The organism is Tolypothrix sp. VBCCA 56010, from assembly GCF_050875635.1.
Taxonomy (GTDB): domain Bacteria; phylum Cyanobacteriota; class Cyanobacteriia; order Cyanobacteriales; family Nostocaceae; genus Hassallia.
In genome coordinates, this window is sequence record NZ_JBPAOH010000016.1 from 1 (window position 1) to 22,161 (window position 22,161).

Here is a 22,161-nt window from a genome sequence, read left to right on the forward strand (position 1 = left end):
CCTTCGCAGGCTATATGAGTTTTAGAGCCTGCGAAGGCAGGCTTTGTTCGTATAGCCCCAGGCTTATAGCCTGAAGGCTTTTTGCCAAATTGGGATGCTCCCTACATTAACGTCTCCACGCTAACCAAGCCGAAGATAACTTCTTAAAGCTGTCCAAACGGGCAAGGCTATACTTATCAGCAGCTTTGCGGATAGCTTCTGCTTGGGTAGGATATGGGTGAATTGTTTTGGCGATCGCACTCAAACCCAAATTATTAGTTATTGCTAAAGTCACCTCGCTAATCATCTCACCCGCATGTCGAGCGACTATCGTTGCTCCTAAAAGCTTATCTGTTCCCTTTTTTACATATAACTTGGTAAATCCTTCAGTTTCCCCATCAACGATCGCTCGATCGACATCGTTGAGAGGTACGCTAAATGTATCAACTTCAATACCCTTTGCCTCAGCTTCTTCCGGATACATACCTACATGGGCAACCTCTGGATCGGTATAAGTACACCAAGGCATAATCAAAGAACTTAGCTTTTTACGTCCCAGCCCAAAAATCGAAAACAGCGCATTTTGAATTACAATCCGAGCCGCAGCATCAGCAGCATGAGTAAACTTCCACTTCATGCAGACATCACCCACCGCATAAATACGGGGATTAGTTGTCTGTAAGTAGTCATTGATAATAACACCTTGCTTTTCATCGTATTCTACACCCACAGCTTCCAGATTCAAGTTTTCCACATTAGGCGATCGCCCTGTCGCGACTAAAATTTCATCGACTGCAAGCGCTTCCTCTTGTCCGTTAATCTCGTAATGAATGACTTTTTCTGCATCGTTGCGTTCAATGCGTTTAATTTTCGACTCAAAAAGTAATTCAATACCCTCGCGCACAAAAGCTTTTTGAATAATCTCTGCTGCATCAGCATCTTCGCGACTCAGCAAGCGCGAGCCTTTTTGTATTAAAATGACTTCTGAACCTAAACGTTGAAACGTCTGAGCCAATTCGCAACCGATGTAGCCTCCACCAATTACCGCCAATCGATTCGGGCATTGTGTCAGAGAAAACACCGTTTCATTAGTGAGATATCCGACTTTATTCAAGCCATCAATCGGTAATTTAGTAGGACGAGAACCTGTAGCGATCGCCGCTTTTTTGAAGTATAAAATACTTTCTCCCACTTCTACCGTATCAGTATCTTTAAATCGAGCTTCGCCAAAAAACACATCTACGCCAAATTCTTCTTGAAAGCGTTTAGCAGAATCATTCGGACTAATTTCTGTGCGTATTCGTCGCAACCGCTCCATCACTGCGGGAAAATCAATATCAATATTACGAGGTTTGTGAATGCCAAATTTTTGCGCGTAATGGATATCTGCAACCACCCGCGCAGAGCGTATCAGAGTTTTTGATGGTACGCAACCCACATTAGTACAATCACCGCCCATCAAGTGCTTTTCTATTAAAGCCACTTTCGCACCTAACATTGCTGCACCCGCAGCAGTCACCAATCCAGCCGTACCCGCACCAATGACAACCAAATTGTAACTCGGTGCAGCGTCAGGATTAACCCAATCTGGGGGATGGAGGTTATCAATTAACGCCTGATTATACCGATCCATTGGGGAAACGGTTACGGTGCTAACTGCTGGGGTCATAATAATGGGCTTTTTTTTGACAAGAACTTATTAAATATCCTAAACAGAAAGTCATTAATTTTCACTCTCTTTGCTTTAACTAATTCCCAAAACATTCAAAAGGGTTGCAGGTTTAGGGTGTGGGGTGTAGAGACCTACGCGCTATATCGTGGGATTGAAATAGCGCAAAGTATGAGCCGAGGCTTCCTCGGATCATAACTTTGTAAGAGAAGGACGCTCGTATTTCATCGCACTGCATTCATAATTCATAACGCGCTAGAGCGATTAAAAGAAAACTTTGGTCTAAGCCATCTGCCGAGCCATTAACTGGGCAAACAGCCCTGACTGAGAAGCTAATTCCTCAAAACTACCCTGTTGCACAACTTGCCCTGATTGGAGTACATATATACGGTGTGCCTTGCGGATTGTACTGAGGCGATGGGCGATCGCTATCCGGGTAACTTGCAATTTCTCCAAACTTTCACTAACAATTGCCTGGGTTCTGTTATCTAAAGCACTAGTAGCCTCATCGAATAGCAAAATTCTCGGTTTCAATGCCAAAGCGCGAGCAATCAGCAGTCGCTGTCGTTGTCCCCCAGAAAGATTGCCACCTCCTTCACTAATCACTGTATGCATGGACATTGGCATCGCGGCAACATCGTCAGCAAAGCCAGACATCCGGGCTGCTTCCCAGGCTTCATCTAAGGTAATCTGAGCACCACCAGCTATATTCTCGAAAATCGAAGCTGATGTCAGTTGACCACCCTGCAAGACAACACCCAACTGTCGGCGCACTGCGTCAACATCTAACCCAGACAAATCTTGACCATCGTAATAGATAGTACCAGTTTCGGGAGTCTCAAACCCCAGTAGTAATCGCAATATTGTTGATTTACCGCTTCCAGAACCGCCTACAAGGGCAATAAACTCCCCAGGCTCCGCAGAGATACTTATATCATCCAGTGTCAGCGGTCCTTCATTTTGGTAGCGAAAGCGAAGACGATCTACAACAATTCTGCCTATAAGCTTGCCAGGATCGGCTTTAGTGAGATTCACTTCCGGTACGGTTGCCAAAATTGGCTGAGTGCGTTTCCACTGAGGAATGACTTGCAAAACTTCAGTAGCTGTATTACTAAGGTCTGTCGCTCCCCTAATAAAGTTACCAAAGGCTGTATTGAAAGCTAAAAAAGTGCCAAGGGATAGTCCGATACCTCCTGAAGTCTGAGTCTCTTCAAGTAAACTCATGGTAAACCAAAACAGTATTCCAGAAGTTAGTGTAGGCATCACAGTATTGAAAAGTGCAACAACATCTTCAACTTGCTGCGTGCTGAGTTCCAGCTTAACTTGCCGACTGTAGTTTTTACTCCAAGAAGCAAAGGCGCGATCCTCAGCACCAGCAACATGCAATTTAGAAATTCCGTTAATTAACTGCACCGTCTGTCCAAAAATATTTCCCTGCAATTCCAGCAGCGGACGCACCTTACGCAGGAGGAGTACACCAGAAAAGGTGGTGAAAGCGATCGCAACTAAAGCTACAGCAACAGCAACTAAAGCTAATTTGAAGTTGTAGTAAAACAACTGCCCCAAGTAAAACAGTGCGAAGAGACTGCTAATCAGATTTATCAGCGTCTTACCACTGAGTTGGCGACGGATTGTACTAATCGATGATACGCGGGACTGAAGGTCGCCTGTTGTGTACTGACGAAAAAAAGATACAGGCAGGTTCAGCAACCGATCCCACACGGCTGCTTGAGTAGAAGCGTCACTAGCCGTTTCCATCCGCAGGATAGCAAACCCCTGAGTTAGCTGAAATAAAGCTGTCCCCAAAGCAGCAACCAAAAGCCCCAATCCAACTTGCAGCAATAACCCCCTGTCGCTATCTGGAATCGCGTTATCCATGAGAATCGCAGTTGCTTGGGGTGTGACCATCCCCAGTAATGTCACGGTAATGCCAGTCATCAAAATGACAATTAATTCTTGACCGCGCCCTTTAAGTGCGAACTGAAGTAAATCGAAAGCTTTGAGTGCCTTATCAGGCAAAGACCGATAAAACATATAGGCAACGGGAGCCAGTGTCGCAGCTGTGCGCTCATCCACAAGAACGCGGGTCTGCTCAACTGGGTCAAAGACTTGATAGCGAGTTGCAGAAACTGGCAGCAGCGCCACTGGTCGGTTGTCCTGCTGAGTGTAAGCAACTATTGCACCAGAATCCTTTTCCCACCAATTGTCCCGCAACAGCACCCGTCGCATGCGGATGCGCGAAGCCCGGACAATTGTTTCCAACGGCTCTTTAACCCGTTTGAGGTTTTCTGAACGAGCAGGGGGGCGGATTTTTACACCCATCGCTTTTCCTACCGCACCAGCAGCAACTAACAAAGGTGTACCTTCCTTGAAAAAGTCTCCATCTTGATAATTCAGGGTCGATGCTAGCTCTCCTATAGCCTCCGCTGTAACTTGACGATTCAGGCGTTGGCGATCGCGCAACCGTTGTATTTCTTCTTGCGCTTCTTGCTCATCTAAAAGGTAAGTGCAGTGCAAAATTTGAGTATGAAGCTGGGACAGCCCTTGAAGCAGGATATCTGCGTTGCGGATTTCTGAAGTGGCAACACTGGCAAGCTGAACTTCCTCCACTGCTTCTAACCACATTTCGTCATTGAGGGGAAAAATTCCTGCTGCGATCGTCAAAGTCAATTCCTCAAACCCCAGAAAGCGGACAGTCCCTTGAGTCAGATGAACCCAAGAAACAACATCTGCTTCCGGCTGGAAAGTCTGACCATTAATTAAAGAAAATCGTGCTTGTCCAGAAGCTTTCACCTGAATCGCTGGCGTGGTAATGTGGGATACACTACTAAGTAGCCTCAACCAAGCTTCTATCCAGGCGATCGCCCTAACATCTGCATTCGCTACTAATTCTCTGAAACATTCTTGATTTACTTGTAGCAATTCTGTCTCCCCCATCGGCACTGCCAAAATTAGACGCTGGCGATCGCCACCAGCAACAGTTCCGAAAACTGCCTCACCCTGACTAATACTGAATAGATAACGGCGAGTCCCTTCTATAACACCATTTTTAACTGTGACGGCAAACAACGCCATAGAGCCAGACTGAATCACCCAAACCTTAAAAGGGTCATCCAAAAGTATCGGCTCATTCCCCTTAACTTGATAAACTTTTCCCTGTAATAGCATTTTACTCATTTCTCAATAATCTCCCCCTTGTCCCCCCTGTCCCCTTGTCCCCCTGTCCCCCCATCCCCCCATCCCCCTCATCCCTCCTCCAACGCTTCCCCTTCCGTGCGAATCAACCGCGAGTACACACCCTCGACTTGCCACAATTGTTGATGAGTGCCTCGTTGCACCACCTTTCCGCGTTCCAGGACGATGATTTCATCACAGTCTCGAATCGTACTTAATCGGTGTGCGACAATAATACAGGTGCATCCCCGTCGTCGGAGATTCTCATCAATGATTTTTTCCGTCTCCGCATCCAAGGCGCTGGTAGCTTCATCCATGACGAGTATCGAGGGGTTATTTACGAAAGCACGGGCAATTTCCAACCGTTGTCGCTGACCTCCACTTAAATTTGCAGCACCTTCTATCAGTTCTGCATCGTATCCCCCAGACATTGAGAGAACAACATCGGCGATCGCTGCATCCTCACAAGCGCGTATCAGGTTTTTGTCTGATATCGTCGCATCCCAAAGAGTTAAATTGTCTCTTACGGTTCCGCCAAACAGCAGGATATCCTGTTCCACCATTGCAACAGAGTTAGTAAGTAGTTGGTGGGGAATTTCTTCTTTAGGTTTACCATCAAAGAGAATTTCTCCCTCACTCGCTTGATAAAGTCCGCTGACGATTTTGGCAATGGTAGATTTGCCAGAACCGCTTCCACCTACCAAAGCTACTCGCTGTCCGGGTTTAATTGAAAGGTTAAAGTTTTCAATCAAGGGGGGGTCTAAAGGGCTATAACCAAATGTAATGTTTCGCAACTCCACATACCCCTGTAGGCGAGGAGATGGGGAAGATGAGGAGGATGGGGAAGATGAGGAGGAATAATAATTGTTTACTCCCTCATCTGCCTTATCTCCCTCATCCCCCCCTGCTCCCCCATCCCCCCCTCTCCCCCTCTCCCCTACCGGGTTATCCAGCACATCATCTAGGCGAATCAAATTGCCCTCCAGTTCTTGCAGGGTACTGCCGAAGTTGACAAGATTGTTTACTGGTTCCTCGAAACTTTGCATCAGACCTTGAAAAGCTACGAGCATCCCGATGCTTAGGTGTCCATCCATCACTCGTAAACCGCCTACAACCAACAGCAGCATGGACGAAAGAGCGGACAGTAATGTGGGTAAGACGGCAAATGTCTGATTTGTTACCCCTAGTTCTTGCTGAGAATTGATAGCCTTGGTGTAGTAACCTGACCACCGGGAAAAAAAATCCGACTCTAAGCCTGATGCTTTAAGTGTTTCTATACTTTGCAGAGCGGCAATAGACGCGCCAGAAGCTTTGCCCTGCTCTTGTATCAATCGCTGATTAGCGTCTACACGTTGACGGGAAATCCACTGTAAGGTGAAGACATTCACGGCTGCAAAGCTAACGACAATTAATGTCAGTACCCAGTCATATTGGAGCATGACTAAAGCGTAAAAAATCACCATGACTGCATCAATGACCGTAGTCGCCATCTTTCCCGAAAGGACATCAGCAACTTCGTCGTTAAGGCTGGTGCGGCTAGTGATTTCTCCGGCAAACCGTTGAGCGTAGAAACTAACGGGTAAGCGCAGGATATGCCAGAGAAAGCGGCTGGACATGCCGACAGCCAGCTTGATTTTCAAACGGCGCAGGTAGCGCAACCGCAGTAGGGTTAGCCACCCTTGGAGTACGGTGGCGATCGCCATTACCAAAAGCAGCGGACGCAGCCAGTGCAGCCGTTGCTCAACCAAGATGTCGTCTACAAAAACCTGGCTGAATACGGGTACTGCCAGCCCAACAATAGTTAAGAAAAATCCCGCAATTATACAGTAAACTAAAGCACCAGCAGCACCTTGTAGCCGTGACCGCAACGATAAAAACATGCTGGGTTTGCGACCACCTTTTTTGAATTCAGTGCTTGGTTCCATAACTAGCACCACTCCGGTATATCCCTCATCAAATTCTTGTAGGGACACAGTTCGCGGTCCAGTGGCGGGGTCGTTGAGATAAACCGACTCTTTGCGAAATCCCTCGACTACGAGGAAGTGGTTAAAATTCCAAAACACAATATAGGGAGGACGCAGGTCTTGCAGTTGCTTCAGTTCCTTTTTAAAGCCTTTCGCTTGGAGTCCATAGCTTCTAGCAGCTTTGAGCATATTAGAAGCCTTGCTACCATCGCGGGAGACTCCGCACTGTTGACGCAGTTCTGGCAAGGGCACAATCCGACGATAGTAATTTAGAATAATTCCCAAAGCAGCAGCACCACATTCCACTGCCTCCATTTGTAGAAGAGTGGGGGTTTTTACACGCTGTATGCCTTTGCCTTGCAGCAGTTTTTGCAAGTGCTGTAAAGGTAAATTAGGTGTTACTAAGGTGGGATTAGTTGAAACCACTGAAAGACCTCAAAATAGGTAGAACATACGTGATCGGAGCGCGTTCTTCCACTTTGACTCGAACAACACTCGTAGTTCCAGAAGAGATTTTTAGGTGGGGTCCTGTGGAAGAAGACCACTTATAGCCGCTCGGAGTGGTAGAATCCAGTTTGAGGTCAGCGAATACTTGCATTACTCCTTCTTGTTTTTGAGATACTAGACCTTCCACCACTTCTGAATTGCCGATGGTACTAGCGGCTCCTTCCTTGGTGATCGGAAATGGTGAGACACTGGTGATAGTACCCACGATGCCGCCAAAGCGTTCTCGCTTCACGGTTTGCGGGGTAATTTGGATTGGCATACCCGCTTGAATTTTCTTGCCCTCGGCGATCGCAAAATAAGTAATGCCAACCAGCTTGCTAGATGGATTTTCCTCATCTATACTCCCCAAGCGGGTTCCCGCACTCACAACCTGTCCGGGTGTAAGAGTGATTTCGAGAATGCGTCCATTGTGTTGACTGATAATCAAGCTGTTATTGCGTAGTTGCAGTTCTAGTTTGGCAATCTCTCGCTTGATTTCTTGAATCTCGTTTTTCCGGGTAGTTGAAGTTTGCAGGTCTTCTTGAGCTTGAGTTGCTTGTTTGCTGTCGAGTTGTTTCAACTGAGATTGAAAGTCCGAGATTGCACTCAGGTTTTCACGATAAGCCTTTTCTTGTTCAGTCTCCCTAACATCTAGTTCCTTTAACTGGGTTTTGAGTTGAGAAATTTTTTGCAAGTTCTCCAGATATTCCTGTTCTGCCCTGAGAACTTCATCACCTGAAATCGCTCCTTCTGTCTCTCGTAAATGTTTGCGGATTTCCATTCTCTTCTTGAAAACCGGGGTTAGAGTTTGGGCTTCCCGGATGCGTTGTTGCAAACCTTGGCGTTGCTGTTTAATAGAGTCGTTGCCTTTGGTTTTGAGCTGAGGTGTCACGGCTTGAAGTTCTCGTATGCGTTGCTGGAAATACTGCTGTTGTTGCTGCATCGAGATTTTTTCCTGTTCGGTTCGTACCCCTTGCAGTGAATTGATAGCTTGGTCTTGTGACTGTAGTTCCGTTAGTTTAGATCGCTGCTGTTGCAGTTGTTTGCGTAAGTCCTGTTGGTCAATTGTTGCCAGCACCTGCCCTTTTTTGACGACATCCCCAACTTTGACATTCAAAGCAAGTAACTGTCCTGAGCTTGTTGATTGCAGTGGCACAACTTTGCGCGGGTAAATCAGTACTCCGCGACCTTCGACGGTGATAGGAATGCGTCCATAAATACTCCAGACAATGCCTACTCCCACCAAGGAACCCAAGGCAAGTAGAGGTAGCCAGCTTTTGGGACTAACCACTTGCATCAGCTGGTCTAGTCTTTCAGGAGAAGATAAACGCTCTAGTGACTCTTTTCGGAATAAGCTGTTTTTTTGGTTTAACATTCACAAGTCTCCTGGATTTGTGGTGGAAAATCCTGGTTTTCGGGAGTACAAAATTTTGATTTGAATTGATACTAATTAACCGCCTAAAAAAATCAATTTATATCATATTCGCTTAATTAATATTAATAAAAACATTGCAACCGTCGTAGAGACGTTCCACAGGAACGTCTCTACAATATAGGCAATTAACCGGACATGATATAATACAGGCTATTTTTACAGCCAATAATTCATAATTGCTGTACTATTATGATAGTATCTTGTAAAAAGATTGAAGACAATGCGAAAAATTTCGGGAATATTATGATTTTTTTGTTTTGCTTTTTTTGAAGCTAAATTGGGGTTATATCGAGATATGTGCTGTTTGAAGCAACTTTGGTAAAGAAATGTAACGAGCTTTGAAAAGGACAGCTATCTTGGGCGATCGCACTTCTATTTATTTGATTGAATTGCACTGCAATCTGCGGGTTTCTGCCATGAACCATGAGGTGTGACGGTGGGGGGATTGGCTGTAAGAACAACCTCTCCCTTTTCGTTTCGCACCCACCCAGTAGCTTCTACGATTTTTTCTGGTGTGGCTGTAGTTCGTTTGCTGCTAACAGATGAATTAGAGCGGTTTTGTGTACTAGGTTTGAGCGTTACCCAATCTACTTGCACGGCATCAGGAGTGAGAAGGTCAGTCCTGGGGTTGGGTGGCAAACCACCGCGTCCAGTGATAATAAAACTACTTTGATTTTCTGCTGTACGCGGTTGACAGACTTGGGACACTTCAGTGTCAAGTGGTACGGTTGGCAAGTTGATTAAGCCGCGACTGGGGTCGATTTCGGGTGTATTGATTTCTACAGTGCCATTGATGCCAAAATCTGAACTGGCGGTGATGTCGCTTGTTTGTCGATTCTCTTTTTCTCGAAATTGAGTGCCGTAAACACCAAAAGCGTTGATTTGGATGTTACCACCAGATCCTGTGTAAGCATTAGCGGTGATGTCGCTATTTTCACGAGGGACAGCAACAAGAAAGCCATTAGGGGCATTGATGGTGATATTACCGCCGTTCCCACCAGCACTTGCTGTGCCTGCGGTGGCAGTTATGCTGCTGTTGTTACGCAGTAGTAGAATGTCTCTGACTTTCAGGGTGATATCCCCACCTTCACCCAATGTAGTCTCAGTTGTAATAGTTCCCTGCTTGTCAAGTCGGATGGAGCGAGCGTTGACTTCAATTGTGCCAGCATTGGCAGTTGCATTACCTCTAACACGAGCGAATAAGCCACTATTGGAACCGTCATTATCAACTATCGCCTCACCAAATTGTTCTTGTCGATCGGCGTAGGTGGGATCGCTGCCAGAGATATTGACGCTATCATTGGCATTGACAGTTATGTTACCTGCATTCCCACTATTAAAGGCACTGGTAAGTATCTGTCCGCCACCAGTAAGCTCTACGGTATTGGTTTTAACAGTTATATTTCCGCCACTTGTAGCGTTTCTAGTTCGTGCATTCAGAACTGCCCCATCCGATAGGCGCAAGGTATCAGTAGTAAGTTCGATATTACCTCCCAGTCCACTGGCTTCTCCTTCAGTGGCAGAAATCAGCCCAGTAGAGAATCCTCCTAAAATAACGCTATCGTCTGATTCAGCGACTTTTGAAGAAGCAAAGCCAGAGATATTAACAAAATTTGCAGCATTAATCTGAATATTCCCTGCATTTCCTTCTCCACGAGTTAGAGATTGTACTTCAGATCCGTTAGTCAAGGAAAGAGACCGCGACTGAATTTTAATACCCCCAGCATTGCCTTGAGCTTTGGACTCCACAGTACTAAAAATGCCAGTACTAGCAACGCTTTCGCTGAGGTTAGCAGGAAATGCTAGAAAAGGGCTTCCTGGCAGTGTAGGCTCTGAAGGCAGCTGTGATTCTACAATGGAACCACCTACGAGAGAGATAGAGCCGTCAACCTGCAAAAATATGCTTCCAGCATTCCCTTGACCAAAAGTACTGGCAATAAGTTGCGCTCCATCAGCCAAAAACAAGGATTGAGCCTTGAAGGTGATACCTCCACTATTGCCCACAGCGCTTGTATCTTGAAAACCTACAGTGTTGAAGACAGCAGTACCTACATCGATGAGAGAGATAGAACCATCAGCTTCCACAAACACACTTCCGGCATTCCCTTGACCAAAGGTACTAGCAGCCAGTTGGGCACCTTTAGCCAGTGAGAGAGATCCAGTTCGGATCGTAATGTTGCCACTGTTGCCTATAGGCAAGGGGTTTTCATTAACCAATGCAGACCCAAGCGAACCTACATAGCTGCTGATAGCAGCCCCTGTATCTAGAGAAACCGATTCAGATACCTGTATAACAATATTAGCAGTATTCCCCATTCCATAAGTGATGGTACTGATGTTAGCACCAGTGTTTAGCGAAAGCGATCTACCCTTGACAGTGATATCGCCACCGTTACCTACTGCTTCAGTTGCTACATAGTTGGAGACAGAAGAACCAGTAATTTCGATTGTTCCTGTAGCGTCGAGCGTAATGTTTCCTGCTTGGCTGCCAACTGTCCCCAAACCTTTTGCTATTCCAGCCAAAAGCTCACTGTCAGAAATATCTAAGTTTCCAGCATTGACTGTAATACTGCCGCCATCTCCGGCGGCTACATTAACTGTAGCTTCATTAGACAGTGATACATCTCCTCGTTGCACTCCTTGGGGAAAACTCAAGCGCAAATTGTTACTATCAATATTCAGCCCTACCGTTCCCGGTTCTGACACTCCTCCCAACTCAACTCGACCGCCCGAAGCAGTTATCTTTCCCCCATCCAATTTCACATCGCCACCCACCAGTAACAAACTTCTACCATCAGGAACTTGAAGCCCATTGATAGACCAGCCTAGTACCGAATTGGTTGCGGTGGATTGGTTGACAATTCCTTGCCGAGAAACAGCGTTAAAAAAAAGTGCAGATGGATTGACGGTTAGTAAATTACTCGTTGCAGGCTCAGAGGCGCTAAATATCCCGTTATCTCCCAGCCGAATGGCGTTGGCTGTCGTTGCTAGAAAGGAACCACCAGGACGAGGATTATTCAGTCCAGCATTCCCCATATCAAGACTGGCATTTGGTCCAAATATAATCCCTTTTGGGTTAATCAGAAACAGGTTGGGATTGGAGTTACCATATGTGCCAATGGTTCCAAAAATCTTAGAGGGGTTATTACCTGTAACGCGAGCTAAGATGTTTTGAATATCTGCGCTACGACTGTAGAAATAGGCTCCTCGTCCTTCACCCACATTGAATTCCCGAAAACTATGGAACAGATTTGCACCCCGCTGTGCCCCGCCATCGATTATGTCAACAGGTGAGTCAGAAGTGGAAGTTCTGACCAAAGAACTTTCAGCACCCAACGTGTTATCGGGTATGGGCTTGAGTTCCTGGGCAAAAGCACATTTTCCAGAAAAAGCGATCGCTCCCCCCACCACTAACAATTTTCCTAATGCCCATCTTTGCCAGTATCGAATCATCCCAGACATACTACACCCCTCAAAAGCAGTAATTGTCAGCCTCTATTTATCCACCACTTCAACTACATCGCCATTATCTTTCAAAACCATAACGCCAAACAACCGATGCCGAGGCAAATTTTTCTAAACCAACAGCTCTTAACAAGTTAGCCCAATCTTCAGCAACCACCCGCGAAGCTGAATTAGTCCGGCGCAGTTCAGCTAAATTAGTTACAGCATCCTGCCAAATATTATTAGTCGCATAAGCATTATATTCCTCTGGTTTCGCCGTTTTTAACTGACTTTCAAGCTCGCTCGTGAGCGCTACTCGTTGCACCCATGCTTTCACATAAAAATACTCAGATGTGTTAGAGCGATCGCCACAATAAACCTTAAAGTACCATTGATACTTGTTGTTTGTCTTTAAAGCATATTGCGGATTTTGTGGTAAACTAATGCCGATCGCACCAGACTTTTCAGGCAGCGTTAAAGGCATCCGGTAGACATCGTTACCCAAATCATCCTGAAATACAAACTCTCCAGAGCGAACCTTGCTCGGTAACTGTGGTACATAAACCCAAAAAGTTGGATACTCAGACACTGTAAATGCTAAGAAAGATTTCGACTCATCCGCACTTTCTTCACCAGGCACCAACGCAGTCATAGGCGTTTTCAGGTCTGGGCATTCAGTTCCAGTACGTCTTGCCCCTCCTTGACGGCGACCAATCGGTGCGCCGTTACGTGGAAATTTCAATTCCGCAAGGCGGTTTTGTCTGTTAGGTACAACCTTATTGACAGGTTGCGTAACTTGTGCATTTACTTGTGCTGGGTAACTCGCAAGCAGTATCAAAAGAATAACGCTTCGTAGTAAGCGCTGAAGCGCTTTCGCACTAACTGCACCAGAAATTATAGGTTGATGAATCGCTCCGAGAGAATCTGACGAGTTCCCGTGGTGAAGTACTAGTTTCATCTGGTTTTGAGATAGATTATTCTTGCTCATAATTCAGTGTCAAAATATCTGATGTTATTTCCCAAATAAAGACGATAAGCCAGCATCACAATTGTTTATTACGTAATATCCACACAAAACCCGTAGCCGTCAACACCAATGTCAATACAGGCGGAACAAGTGGTATCCACCCCGCTTGTGTAAAAATGCCAAAGCAGACCCCAAATAATGTTAACAGCGCTGTTGCGATCGCCAGCCCAAGGTAAAGCGGCTTTGAGCAACGCCATGCTATAATACCTCCCATCAATGACCATCCCCAAACCCAAAGTGCTTCCACCCACCCAGACCACCACCAAAACAAAGGTCTGCGATCCTCAACGGCACTGAGAATATGGCTTACCATATTTGCTTGCACCAAGAGTCCTTGTATTTTCTTTTCTTTGGACGGGGTTTTCCAATAATCAGCTTTAGCGCTTGGGGCAGTAACGCCAATCATAACGATACGATTTTTTAATGACTCGATTAATTCAGGTTTGATTTGGTCAGTCAAAACATCTTTAAGAGATACTATCTCGGCAATTTTTTCCGTTGGACGCAAAGAACGATAATTCAGCAAAACTTGATAACCCGATGCATCAATTCTTTGATAACCGCTAGAGTGTTCTTTTAATGGCTGAAAGACAACGTTACCAATCTGCAAATATCCCTGATAATTAATGTCTGCTTTTAGATTTTTAGCTTGTAAATAGTGACGTGCAAGCTGAAGACTAAAAGCATCTTCTGCGGTACATGGCGATTTTATAGGAGGAGTTAAATTCAACAATTGACGACGAAGAATTTCATCATTGTCTGCTACAAAATCACTAAAACTTTGGCGTGATTGTGGAACTTCATCAGGGGGGTGAATGCCATCAGCTTCACCATCCGAATCAGCAGAAACTTTGCACACTGCAAAAATGCGCGAGTCTTGCTGTAGACTAGTAACTAAATTTGGATAATCGGGGTCTACAGGAAAATCACGATAAATATCTATACCAATAGTTGTTGGTTGATACTGCTTCAATTTTTGCAACAGTTGAGCGAGTGCTTGATCGGAAAGCGATCCTTTCGATTTCATCCCCATTTGGTTTTGATAATAAATATCAGCCTCCCCAACAGTAACTATTAACAAACGCGGATCAGTTCTTTCCGAATGCGATCGCACTTGCATTAAATGGTCATAAGCTTGCAATTCGCTTTGTTGCAACATCCCCAGATAACGCACTCCCATTACACTTGCTGTAACAAGCACACTCACTAGAAATACAGTCAGAAAAATACGTTTAAAATCAATATGCCGAGAGGATAACTTTTTCCAAGTCGGTGGTACAACTCCAGGGTTCTGAAAAATTACTGGCAACCAAGTTGCATTAGGAAATCTATCTTCCAAACCTTGCAGTTTTTCTCTTGCTTCACGCAATGCGAGATAAAGAGACTTCCCACTAGAAAAAGCTACCAGAAAATGTTTTAAAAATTCCTGTGCGACTTCATCTGGTACTGGTTCCCGCATAACAATCATTTGCGGGATGTGTAAAGGTAGGAGTTGTGATGCTAATCCCAAACCATCACAGGAGTTAAAAATTGCTAATTGCAAACCTTGAGCGATCGCGCTTTTTAAACCATTCTCTAAATCGTCAATTGTTAAACTATCAATTTTATTAATATAAATCTTACCTTTCCCATCAGCACTTTCACTATGACCCGCGAAAAACAAAATATCCCATTGCTGCCACAAATAATTATTTAACTCATTGCGTTGTGGTTCTACTAAAAAAACTATTTCGGATGATGGTAAACTTTCTAACAATTGACGGTCTTTTTGAACATCAATTCCAGTACTATTTCCCAGAATCGCCAAAATTCTGACTTTCGGTTTACGCGGTGGTGTATTGGGTGCTTCAGAAGCTGTTGCACTTAGGGCAAATTCTGCTTGTGAGTATCTGTTAAAAAAATCCCACAAATGCCAAGGAAGCCTTTGTAATTCGCTATCATCAGTGCGAATTAATACCCGAATTATTTCCTCTCGGTTTAGTTCTTCGCGTAATGTATTATTGATAGAGCGAAATTCCGGAGACTCAAGTAATATTTGCAAGCGATCGCTCAAAACTTTGGCTGACTCACTACATTTTTTCACTCGACTTTTGATACAGCCATCGTAAATAATTTCTTGGGGTTTAATTCGGCTAGTTATCCCCAAACTGCGATAGTTATCTTGCCACTGGTGCAGGTAATTTGCCAAGTCCGGGGATGCAGGTAAATTGCCAGAAACTTCTATTTTTGGGCGAGCATTTTCGGCTCCAATTTCCAGTGTTACCCGACACCCGTGTGAGGACAAATTACCATCTAGTTTCATAACAACTAACTTTGCCATAAACCCTCATTTGAACGAGTCAAATTAACGCGCTTCAAATACTGAAATTTGACAACCTTTGTCAACCATAATATATTTTTGGTGATTGTTGTGTATCAGTATTTTTGCGCGACGAATTTCAAACTAGAAAAAGTTCTGTAAAGTTGACATCACCTAATGCCACTTTTATGCTAAAACGTTCTCCAAATTCGCTACTAAAGTTTAATTGAATACTCTTGGTATTTCTTGCAGTAGCTTGCATTACAGATATTCCCAAATCATCCAACACCATTAATTCAAGTTCTTCTGGCAGATACTTTTGACCATTAACAGGACAAACTTTCACACAGATGTTTATTTCTTGTTCAGACAGAGGTATCAGTCCAACTATTAAAGCGATCAGTTTACTTTCTGATTGTCGTCCTAACTCCAGCAATCTACCTTTTTGGACATTAATAGGGGAATTTTCTGAGTTTTGAGCTAAAGTTTTTTCAGCTGAGCGAAATCTAAAAGCTAGTTCGGATTGTTGCGTGAAAAGCGATTCTACCGTTTGCCAACCAGCGTCAACAATATTAGATAACCACTGGCTGAGGTGAATTGGCTGTTTAACTTTTTGGGGAATTTCGCTCAGTTGTAAAATGAATTCTTCAAGCGATCGCAATTGGTTTATCGGTATCTCACCACTTTGAGCGGTTTTGCTAAATCCTAACAGAGTCGCTTCTCTTAACGATTGGTCAAATTGTACAGCTACATAGCCAATTCTGTCTGACCAAACTTCTGGTGGAATATAAACCACCTTTTCGTCTGACAGCACCGGACGACACTCTAACTTTCCCAAACCGATGATTTCTAAATCGGCAACATCCATCATAGTTTGCATCACACGGTTACAACTAGAACTAGCTGACCAAGAAGTTTCAACTCCCATGCAACGCAGATAAAAATTTACAGCAGATACCGCCAAAGTATTAAAATAAACTTGTTTAGCTTTTTTGGAATTGCGATGAGAAAGGCGAAATTGTTTTGCTAAAGAATGAAGCTCACTACTTATCGGGACGGTAAATTTTAAAGATTCTGATTGTCTCATCATTTTTTCCTCTGGTGCTTATACCAATTCTATGTGAGGTTGCGCTTCCCATCTGTGTAGGCGACCCTTCATGAATTGCTTTATTCACGTAGGGGCAATTTATGAATTGCCCCGACTACAACGTTTAGTTTTGCGTAATTTCTATAAACGCATCTTCATCGAGAATTAGTATTAATTAATATCATCGTTGTCACAGTATTCTTTCAGCTTTAAAGAGAAATTATTTACGCATCGGTAATAAAAGCTGCTGACTGTAGGAACTTTAATCGCAAATTCTACGGAAATCTCTTTCCAAGATTTTCCAGACATTCGTCGCATTGCCACTGCTTGAAAGTTAGCTTGAGGACATTTCTCTACATGTTCATTTTTGAAAATGTTTTCCGGGTCTGATTCTATACATTTTCTCAGAACTTCTGCTAGGTCTGGAGGTTCTTCTGGGGCAGGAAGATTATCAGGGTCAGTATCAGTTATTTTTGTTACATTCTGCTGAGTCTCGATTTTTTTAATAGCATCTTTAAAAAATCGCCGCTGCAAAAGAACATTCACCCATGCCATGACGCAACCGCGTTTTGCATCATACTTGTCAATATTTTCACAAATATAAAGCAAAAGTTCCTGGCGTGCCTCATCATAAATTTCTGCATAAAACTGAGGTGGAAATTGACTTTTTTGTGGATGGCAAAGCCTGCCAGAGCGCACAATCTCATAAACCATCTTTGTTAAAGCAAGTCGTCTGACTCCAGAACGCGGTGGGTTAGCTTGGGCTTCTGTAGCTAGTTGTAGTAGGTACGAATCTAGTTCATCTGTTTGGGGATGATTCATTTGAGACTTCATGCCTGAAAAATAAGCAAAAGTGAATCTCTATTTTTCTCTCGCGGTTATACCGGGAATTTTATGCGAAACCAACAGTATTGTTACAATTGTTTACATTTAGCTCTTGAGGCAAAAGTGTAAAGCTTTTACCCGCCCCGAAGGGGCTGGTGTGGGGTTGCGTGTCGAAAAAGCCCCGAAGGAAGGGGTACAAGCTTCTACTCTTATGTATGAAAACCGAAACAAGATGTATTTTGAGACACAAGCTTGCGAAAAAGACAGCGTCCTTATTTGAAACCCCTGCTTTCAAGCATGGGGTTCCCCACACCCTACACCCTACCCCCTACACCCTGTTCATATAACCTTGAGCAAACCGACTTGGAAATGTAAATATCAAGTTTTGTAAAGAAAAACCGAACTTCGCGTAAAACAAACTGTAGTTCCCAGAGATACAAATAGAGCAACACATCGGTTCTTTCAGGGATTGTATCGATACTAAATGAGTTTTGAGTATGGTGTTAATTCGTGACGTTGTTCAACAAGCTATAACAACTGGTTATTTAACTGTTTCAGCAGAAGAAAGATTGCGAGAACTGCTTAGAACAAAGTATGACAGTGAAGATTTAAACGCTTTCATGACTTTGCAACAAGCAGCGATCGCTGGAAAAGTTCGTCAAGAGTCGCGTGACAGACGCAACCAGCAGCTTGGTGATAAAGAGTAATTTTCACACATTTCAATTAGTAATTGCAGTGAGTTGAACTATGGTTTTTGGCAACCGCATTTTAGAGCAAAGCAACCTTCAAGTCACACTAGAACTAGAAGAAGAATTGCATACCAAATCCCCAATAAATCTGTGGCAGCGTGCAGTTTTCTGGGTAAATCCAGACGCACAGTTTTTATACATCAATGATGCAGCGTGCAGTTTGGTTGGGTATTCCCGTGAGGAATTACTCTCCATGACCATGCACGATGTAAAACCAGACTTTTCAAAACAAGATTGGTCAAAGTATTGGAAAACTATTAAACAGCAGGGCTATCTATATTTTGAATCTCTACATTGGACTAAAGAAGGTCAAAGTTTTCCGCTGGAAATCACTTTTACATACATGGAATACAACGGCAATGAGTATGGCTGTATCTTGGTTCGCAATATCAACCAACGCAAGCAAGCTTCACTAACCTTACAGAGGGATAATGAAGCAAACAAACGCAAAGTGCAACAACAAGCTGTTGAATTATCCGAGGCTATTCAGCAATTAAACCGCGAGAAAGCTTTGCGGCAGCAGGCAGAGATGGCTTTAGAACAAGAAAAACAAGCTCAAGACTTCTGGCACTTCGTCTCTATGGTTTGTCATGAATTCCGCTCTCCCCTAAATATCATCTCATTGTCCACTAGCTTATTGAAACGTCATCATCACCACTGGACTGAAGAGAAAAAACTACAGTATTTGCAGCGTCTTCAAACAGCAGTCGAAAATATCAGCCTATTGATGGATGAAGTTTTAACCATCGCTAGAGTGGAAGCCGGAAAGCTAAAGTTTGACCCCACACCACTTAACCCGATTCAATTCTGCCGTGAGATATTGACAGAAATGAATTTGAACGAAAGCAGCCAACATAAAGTCACCTTTGTCAGTCAAGGCGATCGTCAAGTCTGCATAGATCGAAAATTGCTACACCCCATTCTCAGGAATTTACTCTCGAATGCCGTCAAGTATTCCCCGATTGGCAGCACGATTGATTTGGTACTCTCCTACCAAGATGAAAAAGTAATTTTCCTTCTTAAGGATCGGGGAATTGGCATTCCTTATTCAGATCAACAACAACTGTTTAAGCCATTTCATCGAGGTGGAAATGTCGGCGACATACCCGGTAATGGATTGGGGTTAGCACTTGTGAAAAAGCTTGTAGACCTGCATAATGGTCAAATCACCGTGGTGAGTGAAGTTGGGGTGGGTACTACGTTTGCGCTCGCATTACCAATCAACCAGTATAAACAAAAGCTTCTCTCCAGGTCTGACCAAATAATTAATAATTAATAATTCATAATTCATAACGCGCTGTCTCGGTCAGGCGATCGCTCAAGCTGGTATCGCCAATGTAATTCATAATTAATAATTCATAATTCATAATTGAAATTAGTGTCAGCTTGAACTCTCCACTTAAAAAGTTGATCGCGCTCATTAATACAAAAGCGTAAGTACCCATTTTTTTAAATATGAATTATGAATTATTAATTATGAATTAATAATTATTTGGTCAAATCGCTGTGAGAAGTGAAGTTGAGGGAAATGAGGAGACAAATAACTCCGCTTTTCCTAACTACTAACAACTAACTAACGACTAAACATCAAAGGAAGTTATGACAAAAGTTTTGGTGATTGAAGATGAGGCAGAAAGCCGAGATATCTTTCTAGACAGTTTAGAGGCAGAAGGGTTTGAAGCGATCGCAGCAGAAAACGGTCGTATCGGCGTACTCAAGGCACAAGAACACCTGCCAGACTTAGTAATTTGCGACATTGTGATGCCCGAACTCGATGGTTACGGTGTTCTGACCACATTGCGCCAAAACCCTCTAACAGCAACGATTCCCTTCATTTTTCTCAGTGCCAAAGCTACTAAAGCTGAAATTCGTCAAGGCATGGATTTGGGAGCAGATGACTATCTTACCAAGCCCTCTACGATAGAGGAATTATTGACAGCGATCGCTGCCCGACTAAAAAAACAATCAGCCATCAAGCAGTGCTACGCTGCACAGTCCCAGCAAGTTCTAGAGGCATCTTCTGCTGAAACAGCGAAATCGACAGACCCCCAGTCAATCTTGCCTTCAGACCCCCAGCTAAGTGAGGTATTCCAGTTTATTGAGGCAAATTATCATCAAGCGATTAACTTAAATGACGTAGCCCGGGCAGTTGGTTATTCCGCAGCTTACTTAACCGACCTAGTGCGGCGCCAAACGGGACAGCCACTGCATCGCTGGATTATTCAGCGTCGTATGGCAGCAGCGTGTTCTTTGCTTTTGGAAACTAACCAGTCAGTTGAGCAAATTGCTGAGGCAGTGGGCTATCGCTATACAGGGTGCTTCTTTCGTCAGTTTCGCATCAGCTTTGGAACGACTCCTCAAGTATGGCGAAACGCGCAGCGCACCCAAGGTAGTACTCTGTCATAGAAACTATGAGGGGTTAGGTTAGTCAAATTCCCGACTTCTTAAAGACAGATTCCCGACTTCACAGAAGAAATCGGGAATCTCGCGGCACAAACTATGACGGCATTCCGGGGAAAGTTATTTACCCTACTTTGCCTAATTTGTCAAGCGTTGGTGTGGTGGACTACTAGGGCAAGGCGATCGCCGAGCTTAACTATGACCTCGGACTTCTGCTGAGTGCGTTTGAGTGATAGACCGACAATCAGAACACCGATGCCCAGCAAGGCTGGGACTGCGGAAGGTTCAGGAATTGTTTTTGGTTTCACGCCTAATGCTGCGATCGCTTTGTCTCCCCGAATCAAGCCAAAGCCAAGTCTGGAATCGAAACCAGGCAAAGGGCTATCAGCCGTATTTCTCAGAGCGTCATATATCTCAGTAGGCGTTGCGGTTGGGTCTGCCTGTAACAGCAGCGCTGCCACCGCAGCCGTATACGGAGCCGATGCCGAGGTACCGAAGAAGTCGAAGAAGCCGGGGTTGGCAACACGACGGGAATCTCCACCCAAGTTGAAGGAAATCGGCAGTGCGTCCGGACCCACAACATCAGGCTTGAGGAAATTAGGGTTGCCTTCCGAAGAAAAGGGTTCCAGTTGTCCCTGCTCTATAACAACGCCGTAGGCTTGGTTTGAGTAGGATTCTGCGTTCCCGTAATACACGGCTCCAACGCTCAGTGCATTTGGGTTATTCGAGTGCCCATAAATTGGCAATTCGGGAAAACTATTACCAGCTGCACTGAAGTAAGAAACCCCCTGATTGACTACCGCGTTAATCGCCTGGTTGATCGGTCCATTCGGAGGCTCCAAATCTAAGAAGTCTAAAGGTGCATCAGGAGTATTCGGGGGGACATAACCAACATCATCCACGATGATATCTGCCCCGGCAGTCGCTAGAGCCTGAATGCCCTGACCAAAGACATCCACACCCCCCACACCTGTATGAAACGCCAAGTTAGCTTTCGGAGCCACAGCATGAATGAGCTGCAATATGGCGCGACCCTCATCTGTAGTACCAGGTCCTGGGAGGTCTTTTAGCACGTTAACGCCAGATGGTAGATAGCCGTTGGCTATGTTGGTTGCATAGGTATCCAGATTGCCAGAGGTGTCGAAGGTCTGTGCTGTGGCGAAGCTATCAGTTATCACACCGATAGTGATTCCGGTGCCATCTAAACCGTAGCGATCGCGCAAAACATCAACCCCTGTAGCTTTGGCTGCTGCTTCAATCGGCAGGGTAAAGGTAGCCGCTTGAACCTCAGCAACGAAGCTCCCAAATGCGGCAGTCGTCGCAATCACCCCTGACGTAACGATTTTTTGGAGTAGTCTCAAATTTCTCATGGTGTTTAAGAACCTTGAAGCGTAAAATGCTCGCGGCATTAAGGTTAGGTCTAATTTTATTGAATAACACAAGTAGTGCGAACCTTTGTGAATTATAAAAGGCTCAGGTTTAGAAGTTATGCAATTTACAGAATACATTTACAGCACCACTTTAAAAAGGGCGAAATTGGGAACTAGAAAATCCCAGTTATCGCTGTTGCCACAACTTGCCACGTGATACCAAATTGCAGTCAAAGACACAATGTAGTGCAAG

14 protein-coding genes are annotated in these 22,161 nt (G+C 44.4%); 3 read left to right on the top strand and 11 right to left on the bottom strand.

Features of this window, described 5'->3' with window-relative positions; all coding sequences use genetic code 11:
* Nucleotides 1-106 precede the first annotated feature (106 nt).
* From lpdA to AABK37_RS07940, 9 genes are all read right to left on the bottom strand, one after another.
* Entirely contained in the window at nt 107-1,648 is a 1,542-nt protein-coding gene (gene lpdA, locus AABK37_RS07900; RefSeq protein ID WP_432551037.1) for a dihydrolipoyl dehydrogenase, read from the bottom strand.
* 282 nt (nt 1,649-1,930) lie between these two features.
* Nucleotides 1,931-4,816 carry an NHLP bacteriocin export ABC transporter permease/ATPase subunit gene (locus tag AABK37_RS07905; RefSeq protein WP_432551038.1) on the bottom strand — a complete coding sequence of 962 codons (2,886 nt, stop codon included), beginning with the start codon at nt 4,814-4,816 and terminating at the stop codon, nt 1,931-1,933.
* A gap of 77 nt (nt 4,817-4,893) precedes the next feature.
* Nucleotides 4,894-7,212 (bottom strand): NHLP family bacteriocin export ABC transporter peptidase/permease/ATPase subunit, encoded by a 2,319-nt coding sequence (locus AABK37_RS07910; RefSeq protein ID WP_432551039.1) that lies wholly within the window; start codon nt 7,210-7,212, stop codon nt 4,894-4,896.
* Nucleotides 7,199-8,647 carry an NHLP bacteriocin system secretion protein gene (locus AABK37_RS07915; protein WP_432551040.1) on the bottom strand — a complete coding sequence of 483 codons (1,449 nt, stop codon included), beginning with the start codon at nt 8,645-8,647 and terminating at the stop codon, nt 7,199-7,201. The genes AABK37_RS07910 and AABK37_RS07915 overlap by 14 nt, the downstream gene beginning before the upstream one ends.
* 432 nt (nt 8,648-9,079) lie before the next feature.
* Nucleotides 9,080-12,169: a filamentous hemagglutinin N-terminal domain-containing protein gene (locus tag AABK37_RS07920; RefSeq protein ID WP_432551041.1), complete on the bottom strand. Its 3,090-nt coding sequence runs from the start codon at nt 12,167-12,169 to the stop codon at nt 9,080-9,082.
* Between the two features lie 64 nt (nt 12,170-12,233).
* Complete coding sequence (locus AABK37_RS07925; protein ID WP_432551042.1) at nt 12,234-13,109, bottom strand: DUF928 domain-containing protein; 876 nt, start codon at nt 13,107-13,109, stop codon at nt 12,234-12,236.
* Nucleotides 13,110-13,194: 85 nt separating this feature from the next.
* Nucleotides 13,195-15,498, bottom strand: coding sequence for a CHASE2 domain-containing protein (locus AABK37_RS07930; RefSeq protein ID WP_432551043.1), 2,304 nt, complete (start codon nt 15,496-15,498; stop codon nt 13,195-13,197).
* A gap of 118 nt (nt 15,499-15,616) precedes the next feature.
* A complete protein-coding gene (locus AABK37_RS07935) occupies nt 15,617-16,567 on the bottom strand; it encodes a DUF1822 family protein (RefSeq protein ID WP_432551044.1) in 951 nt (316 codons plus the stop codon).
* A 168-nt stretch (nt 16,568-16,735) separates the two neighbouring features.
* Nucleotides 16,736-17,386, bottom strand: coding sequence for a sigma-70 family RNA polymerase sigma factor (locus AABK37_RS07940; RefSeq protein WP_432551045.1), 651 nt, complete (start codon nt 17,384-17,386; stop codon nt 16,736-16,738).
* 500 nt (nt 17,387-17,886) lie between these two features.
* Between AABK37_RS07940 and AABK37_RS07945 the strand changes: the two genes are divergently transcribed.
* Both AABK37_RS07945 and AABK37_RS07950 read left to right on the top strand, forming a co-directional pair.
* Complete coding sequence (locus AABK37_RS07945; RefSeq protein WP_432551046.1) at nt 17,887-18,096, top strand: hypothetical protein; 210 nt, start codon at nt 17,887-17,889, stop codon at nt 18,094-18,096.
* 40 nt (nt 18,097-18,136) lie between these two features.
* A complete protein-coding gene (locus AABK37_RS07950) occupies nt 18,137-19,414 on the top strand; it encodes an ATP-binding protein (protein WP_432551047.1) in 1,278 nt (425 codons plus the stop codon).
* Nucleotides 19,415-19,418: 4 nt separating this feature from the next.
* Here the strand turns inward: AABK37_RS07950 and AABK37_RS07955 are convergent, their stop codons facing one another.
* Nucleotides 19,419-19,583, bottom strand: a complete 165-nt coding sequence (locus AABK37_RS07955) for a hypothetical protein (protein ID WP_432551048.1) — start codon at nt 19,581-19,583, stop codon at nt 19,419-19,421.
* A 154-nt stretch (nt 19,584-19,737) separates the two neighbouring features.
* Between AABK37_RS07955 and AABK37_RS07960 the strand changes: the two genes are divergently transcribed.
* Entirely contained in the window at nt 19,738-20,544 is an 807-nt protein-coding gene (locus tag AABK37_RS07960; RefSeq protein ID WP_432551049.1) for a response regulator transcription factor, read from the top strand.
* Nucleotides 20,545-20,684: 140 nt separating this feature from the next.
* Here AABK37_RS07960 and AABK37_RS07965 read toward each other — a convergent pair whose 3' ends face one another.
* Nucleotides 20,685-21,899, bottom strand: a complete 1,215-nt coding sequence (locus AABK37_RS07965; RefSeq protein WP_432551050.1) for a S8 family peptidase — start codon at nt 21,897-21,899, stop codon at nt 20,685-20,687.
* Nucleotides 21,900-22,161: the final 262 nt, after the last annotated feature.